The following is a 6,333-nucleotide window of genomic DNA, read 5'->3' as shown; positions in this document are numbered from 1 at the left end:
CGCGACCTGTTGCGGGTATCGGGCCGTTGTGGAGGCGACCGGGGAGGTGGTGGCCGGGCCGGTGCTGGCCGCGCGGGTGGCCTGGCTGGCCGCACTGACGCAGACTCTGACGGCCGGGGTCGTCGCGGATCGGTGGAATGCGCGGGATCTGGACCTGTTGGCCGCCGGGGTGGGGCCGGATGGGCGGGTGTTGCCGGCCAAGGGGTGGATGGCGATCCGCAGGCTGGGCTGGGGGTGTGCCGCCCCGGTGACCGGCGGCGGGGTGACTGGCGGCGGGGTGACCGGCGCACTGGCCGACGCGGTGGCCATTGCCGGTGGGGTGGCCGGTGGTGGGGTGTATGTGTCGGATCGAGTGCGGCGCTGCGCCGAGGAGCAGGCGGCCCGCACACTGCGGGCGGCGCTGCATCGGCGGGGCATCGTGGCGGCGATCCTGGCCACCTGGCCGCAGAACCCGCGGCGGCGCAGCGAGGTGGAGTGGAAGGCATTGCGGGCGGCGCTGCCGGACGGGGTCACCCCGGCGGAGATCCGTAACCGTACCCGCCAGGTGCGCGCCGTGCTGGCGCGGACGGGTGTGTTGCCGGGCGACATCACCGAGGTGGAGGAGCCGCCCCGGGTGGCCGCGCAGGCGGTGCTGGCGGCGGCCGACAAGCAGTTGGTCACCCTGACCCGTGCCGCCGTCACTGGCGGCACGGGCGAAACCGGTGGTGGCGGTGGTGGCGCGGTGTTGCGGGTGCAGTTGCCGCTGAAGGCGGCTCCGGCCTCGCGCAAGGATTGGGTGTGGCATGCCATCGTGTTCACGCTGCCGCCCACCGTCTCGCCCGAGGCGAAATTGTGCACGCCCACGGTGCGCGTCGTCGGTGGCACGGTGCGCATCGATGTGCCGTTCCAGATGCCGGTCCCGGCTGCTGCGGCCACCGGGCATACCGTGGCGCTGGGCCTGGACTGGGGGTTGAACACCCTGCTGACCGGTGCCGTCGCCCGGCTGTGCGATGGCCGGGTGGTTTCTGATGGGCGGATGCTGCGCTACGACGCCACCGCGATCTCGGCCAAGCTGCACCGGCTGCGCGGCCAGCGTGAACACCTGGCCGCCAAACGCGAGCACTGCGCGGCACTGCTGTCCGGGCTGGACACCACCGACACCCGCGATACCGGCGACACTCCCGATACCGTCGATACCGGTAATACCGGTAATACTTGCGATGCCGGTGATGACAGTGATGGCGGTGATGCCCGCCGTGTGGCGGTGCAGCGCAGGCATCGGGTGCTGCAGGTCGAGCATGAGCGGGTGTGCGCCCGGATCCGAAGGCTTGATCATGCGCTGGCCTGGTCGGCGGCGAGGTGGGCGGTCGACCAGGCCCTCGCGCTCGGCGCCACAGTGATCTACGTGGAAGATCTCGCCACGCTGGAGGCGCGTGGGGTGCGTCGCGGCAACGCCGCGCTGTCGGGGCAGGTGCGCGGCGCGGTGGTCGAGGCGATCCGGCATCTGGCCGCCAAGGACGGCATCGCGGTGGTGACGGTGCCCGCCCGGGGCACCTCCCGCTACTGTCCCCGCTGCGGCGAAGGCGCCAGCGTGCTGCGCCACGTTCCCGCACCGGATCGGCTGGGCGAGCGCGGCTGGAAGTGGGCCTACTGCCCCGCCTGCGGGCTGTCGTGCGACCGAGATCACGCCGCGGCCGAGCGGATCGCCGCCCGCGGGCTGCTCGCCCAGCAGCACACCCGCACCGACCCGGCCACCGGTGTCCGCTCCATCCACACGATCGTGGAGGGGAACGTGGCCCGGGCGCGCCGCAGGAACAAGCCCACGCGTGCGGCGCGAAGGGCCCGGCGCACCCGCACCGATCTGCACCCACGCCCACCGGCCCGCTCTCGTAACAAGGACCGGCCGACCCCCAAACGACGGCAGACCAGCCGCGCCAGGACCTTCAGCAAGACGTTCGGCAAGACGTTCAGCCGTGTGCCCGACCGGCGCACGGTGCCCGCCCCCGCTCCCGGCACGCCCGGGGCGAGACAGCGTCCGGCGGGCCAGGCACCCCAGACGACCCGCCCACCAGCGGGACGTACAGGGCCTGTACGCGATCCTCACCACCGGACCGGCTTCCACCGTGTCGCAGCCACCCCCGTACTCCCCCTCGGAACGTACGCAGACGGCCCGCCACGCGCCACGCCCGCCCGGATTGCCGGAAATCCAGAGGCAAATACAGAGGATCGCAGACGTTCCACCGGATGATCCTCGACGCCACTGGTGGCCCGGATGGAACGGTTCAAGGCCGGCACCGAGCGCGCACTTGCCCAGGCTTTGCGTGAAACGCCTCACGGCGCGGTTGGCCGCCGTCCAAATCGTCGCCGTCCAGTGGGCGCTGGCACAGGACAACGCCGAACGCCTGGCCTACGGGGAGCCGGCCGACGAGCGCTACGCGGGTGCGGTGGCCGACGCGGAACACGCGTTCGCGCTGCTGGCGAACGGACTGTTCCAAGGTGCTTGGCTCCCCGAGGGACCAGGACTTTAGAGTGGATCGGTGACCAACGATCAGCACGGCCTGGCGATGACCGGGGCGAGCGCCGCCGCGATCCGGCACTACGATCGGGCGATCGACGAGTTGCTGCACTTCCGGGTGGAGGTCGACGCCGAGGCCAACGCGGCGCTGGCCGAGTCGCCGGACTTCCCGATGGGCAACGTCCTGGCGGCGTACCTCGGGCTGCTGACCACCGAGGTGGAGGACGCGCGCACGGCGCGGGCGCGGTTCGGGGCGTTCCGCCGCAGGATCGACGAGTCGTCGCTGCTGCCGCGCGAGCGCGCGCACCTGACGGCCGTGCGGGCGCTGCTCGACGGCGACTTCTTGACCTGCGGGAGGCTGCTGGGCGAGATCGCGCTGGCGCATCCACGCGACGCGCTGGCCCTGGCTGCCGGGCACCAGATCGACTTCTTCACCGGTGACGCCCGCTCGCTCCGCGACCGGATCGGCGGGGCACTCAGCGCGTGGTGCGAAGATGACCCACATTTCGGGCATCTGCTGGGCATGTACGCCTTCGGCCTCGAGGAGGCCGGGCACTACGACCGCTCCGAGGAGGTCGGGCTGCGGGCGGTCGAGCTCAACGCGCGCGACGTGTGGGGCATCCACGCGGTCGTGCACACCTACGAGATGCAGGGCAGGTTCGGCGACGGTCTGCGCTACCTGGACGCGCGGCTGCCGGACTGGTCGAGCGGGACGTTCTTCAACATCCACACGTGGTGGCACTACTGCCTGTACGCGCTGGAGGCCGGCGACGTGCCGCGGGCGCTGGCGATCTACGACTCGGTGCTGGCCGACGGGCAGTCGTGCATGGAGCTGCTCGACGCGGCCGCGCTGCTGTGGCGGCTCCATCTGGAGGGATGGGAGCAACACGAGCGCTGGCGGGCGCTGGCCGACGCGTGGCCGTTGCGGGTCGCCGAGCCGTTCTACGCCTTCAACGACATGCACGCCGTCATGTCGTACGTGGGCGCCGGGCGGGTGGGGGACGCGGAGAAGCTGATCGCCTCGCGGGAGGCGTACGTGCTGGCGCCGCTGCCTGGGGTGACCAACCAGGACATGACGCTGCGGGTGGGGCTGCCGGTGTGCCGCGCGATCGTGGCGTTCGGGCGGGGCGATTACGCGTCGGTGGTGGATCTCCTGTATCAAATCCGGCATCGGATCAACGAGTTCGGCGGCAGCCACGCGCAGCGCGACGCCGTGCAGAAGACGTTGCTGGAGGCGGCGCTGAGGGCCGGGGCGCGGGAGGTGGCGCGGGTGCTGGTGAGCGAGCGGATCAACGTGCGGCCGTGCAGTCCGTACAACTGGCTCAAGCAGGCGGCGCTCGCCGACGTGCTGGGCGACCGGGCCGCCGCGGCGGCCGCCCGGCTGCGGGCCGGGGAGCTTGTGCGCGCCGTCTGAGGCGTGGATGTCGCCGCGGCGCATGTGGCACGTCGCGTTCCGTGAGAAGATCGAGATCATGATCGGTCTGCTGCCAGGCTCAGGCCGTCGTGATCGCCATGCTCTCGCGACGGCCGCCCCCCTGATCCTCGTGCCGCGTTCGCGGATGCCCTTCCGTACCGGCGTCCCGCCCTTCGACGCCACGCCAGATCGTGCGGCATGTTCGCGCGCCATGGCCGGGTTCACGCGCGCGGGCGCCGGCCCGGTCGCATGCTGACCATGCATCGAGGAGACCGCACGCAACCTGCCCCCGCCACGGCCCTTCCTCCCGGCGTGACCAGCGCCGGTCAGCTCCCACCGCCTCTTGGTCAGCCCTCTGGTCCGGATGTGCCGGTGGCGGGGAAGGTGCCGTCCGCGTCCGACGCGACGGAGGCGGGGCGGATCCCGCCGCCCGCGTCCGACGGGACAGAGGCGGGGCAGATCCCCCCGCCCACGTCCGATATGACTGGGGCCGGGCGGGTTCCACCGCCTCCATCCGGTGTGACCAGCGTCGGGCAGCTGCCCGGTCTGCGACCTCGCCGGCGGCCCCGGGACGGAGGCGAGGCGGCCGGCGGCGACGTCGACCTGGTCGACGCGCTGGACCCGCTGGCCTGGCGCACGGTGGCCGCCTGGCTGCACGGCAAGCCCTCCGCGGCCACGCGGCAGGTCGGTCTGCAGGTGCTGGCGTCGTTCCTGCGCTGGCTGGGCGAGGAGGAGCCGGCGCTCGAACTCCTCGCCGTCACCGGAGCCCATCTGGACGCCTACTGCGAGATGGCCCGGACCGGCGCGCTCACCCGCACGCCGTCCCGGAGGCCGCTGGCGAGCAGGACGGTGGCCAGGAAACGTTCCGTCCTGCTGTCCTTCTACACCTTCGCCTGGCAGTGCGGCGTGGTACGGCACAACCAGGTCCCCGGCCGGCGGGTGACCACGGACCGCCGGCTCGCCGGCACGCGTACGCTCACCCGGGAAGAACGCCGGCAGCTGCGCCAAGGCGTCGCGCGCCTGGCCGCCGACGGCCGCACGGCCGAGGCCACCGCGGTCGCGCTGCTGGAGTCCACCGGCGCCACCGTCGACGCGCTGGCCGGCCTGACCCGGCAGGACGTCCGCAGCGTGGGCGAAGGCGCCGGCAGCCGGCCCGCTGTGATCATCGTGCATCATGGCCGGGACGACGTCGTCGCCTTCCCCGTCTCGCCGCTGGCCCGCCCGCTGCTGCGCGTGTTGTGCGCCAGCCGCCCCGCGGGCGAGCCGCTGATCAGGCGATCGGATGGCCGTCCTGTTGACCTCGACTGGCTTAGGGGCGCGCTCGCCGACGCCGCACTGGCCGGCGGGGTCCCGGAGCAGCGGGCCCGCGACCTGCACCCGCACATGCTGCGCGCCGCCGCCGTCACCGACCTCCTGGAAGACGCCGAGGCCATGCCGTCCCCGCGACCACGGCCCTGACCTGCGCCGCCCTGTCCTGACCGCACCCCACGCCGGAGCGGGTGGGGCGGTTACGGCGTGGACCCAGGTCGTCCCGGAGCCGAGCAGCAGAGCGACCTAACTGCGTGGGGCATTCGTTTCGTGGCTCGGGGGGTTGGAGCCATTTGCACGCTCTTGCAGCCATGCCGGAACGTTGATGGCCCCTTTGAGTTCGGTGTTCGTCAGGGAAACCTGGTCGGGTTTCGCCGCCACGACGATCGGACCTGAGTGCGGGCACGTTGGATAAGTTGGCATGGGTCAGAATCGCGTCGATCAGATTCGGCAGAAGGTCGTGCAGGCGTTGGACGAGGCCGGGATCTGGTACGCGGTCGATCACGGGTTCACCCCGCACATGACGCTCACCTACGGCCAGCCCGGCGACCCCATGCCCGCGCCTGTCGAGCCGACGCCGGTCACGTTCGGCGCGCTGACGCTCGCGGTGGAGGACGACCACGAGGACTTCCCCCTCACCGGCCCGGCCGCCGCGCCCGCCACCCCCGGCATGCCGGGGGTGCCCGACCTGGAGATGCCGGAGGACGGTGACGGCCTGGCCGTCAAGCACTCCCCCGCCCTGGAGGTGAAGGCGGGCCGCGTCCTATCCGACCGCAACCTGAGGCGCATGCAGCAGGCCGCAGACATCCTCAAGGAGATCATGCGGGAGGTAGGCGTCGACGTCCCGGACGAACACGACCCGACCCGCCGCCAGCCGCCGGAGCTGCCGCCCGAGCCGATGATCCACCCCGACTCGACCGCGCCCTCGGCGCTGCCCGAAGAGGTAAAGACGCTCACCGTCGAGCAGTTGCACGCGGGCAAGGCGATCCTCGACTTTCTCGCGGAGGCGGGGTGAAACGTGCTGCGGCTGGTGCCTGTGACGCGGGCGCAGGCGTGCTCGTTCGTGGACGGCGAGCACCGGCACCTGGGGCACCGACCCGAGCGGAGGGCCTAGATC

General features: G+C 72.4%; 6 protein-coding genes. All 6 read left to right on the top strand.

Annotated features, from left to right (window positions below):
- Positions 1-2,227, top strand: a 2,227-nt coding sequence (locus ACTWQA_RS04490; RefSeq protein WP_443158022.1) for a zinc ribbon domain-containing protein, incomplete at its 5' end; no start/stop codon positions are given.
- Positions 2,228-2,300: 73 nt separating this feature from the next.
- The gene (locus tag ACTWQA_RS04485) at positions 2,301-2,507 is read left to right on the top strand and encodes a hypothetical protein (RefSeq protein ID WP_443158021.1); all 207 of its coding nucleotides are present in this window, start codon (positions 2,301-2,303) and stop codon (positions 2,505-2,507) included.
- 9 nt (positions 2,508-2,516) lie between these two features.
- Positions 2,517-3,908 carry a tetratricopeptide repeat protein gene (locus tag ACTWQA_RS04480; RefSeq protein WP_443158020.1) on the top strand — a complete coding sequence of 464 codons (1,392 nt, stop codon included), beginning with the start codon at positions 2,517-2,519 and terminating at the stop codon, positions 3,906-3,908.
- A gap of 22 nt (positions 3,909-3,930) precedes the next feature.
- Positions 3,931-4,164 carry a hypothetical protein gene (locus ACTWQA_RS04475; RefSeq protein WP_443158019.1) on the top strand — a complete coding sequence of 78 codons (234 nt, stop codon included), beginning with the start codon at positions 3,931-3,933 and terminating at the stop codon, positions 4,162-4,164.
- 263 nt (positions 4,165-4,427) lie between these two features.
- Positions 4,428-5,366: a hypothetical protein gene (locus ACTWQA_RS04470; protein ID WP_443158018.1), complete on the top strand. Its 939-nt coding sequence runs from the start codon at positions 4,428-4,430 to the stop codon at positions 5,364-5,366.
- Between the two features lie 271 nt (positions 5,367-5,637).
- Positions 5,638-6,231: a hypothetical protein gene (locus ACTWQA_RS04465; protein ID WP_443158017.1), complete on the top strand. Its 594-nt coding sequence runs from the start codon at positions 5,638-5,640 to the stop codon at positions 6,229-6,231.
- Positions 6,232-6,333: the final 102 nt, after the last annotated feature.

This window comes from Nonomuraea sp. 10N515B (assembly GCF_052245915.1).
Classification (GTDB): Bacteria; Actinomycetota; Actinomycetes; order Streptosporangiales; family Streptosporangiaceae; genus Nonomuraea.
The sequence above is the reverse complement of the archived record's forward strand: the minus strand, read 5'-3'. Positions and strand labels throughout refer to the sequence as shown.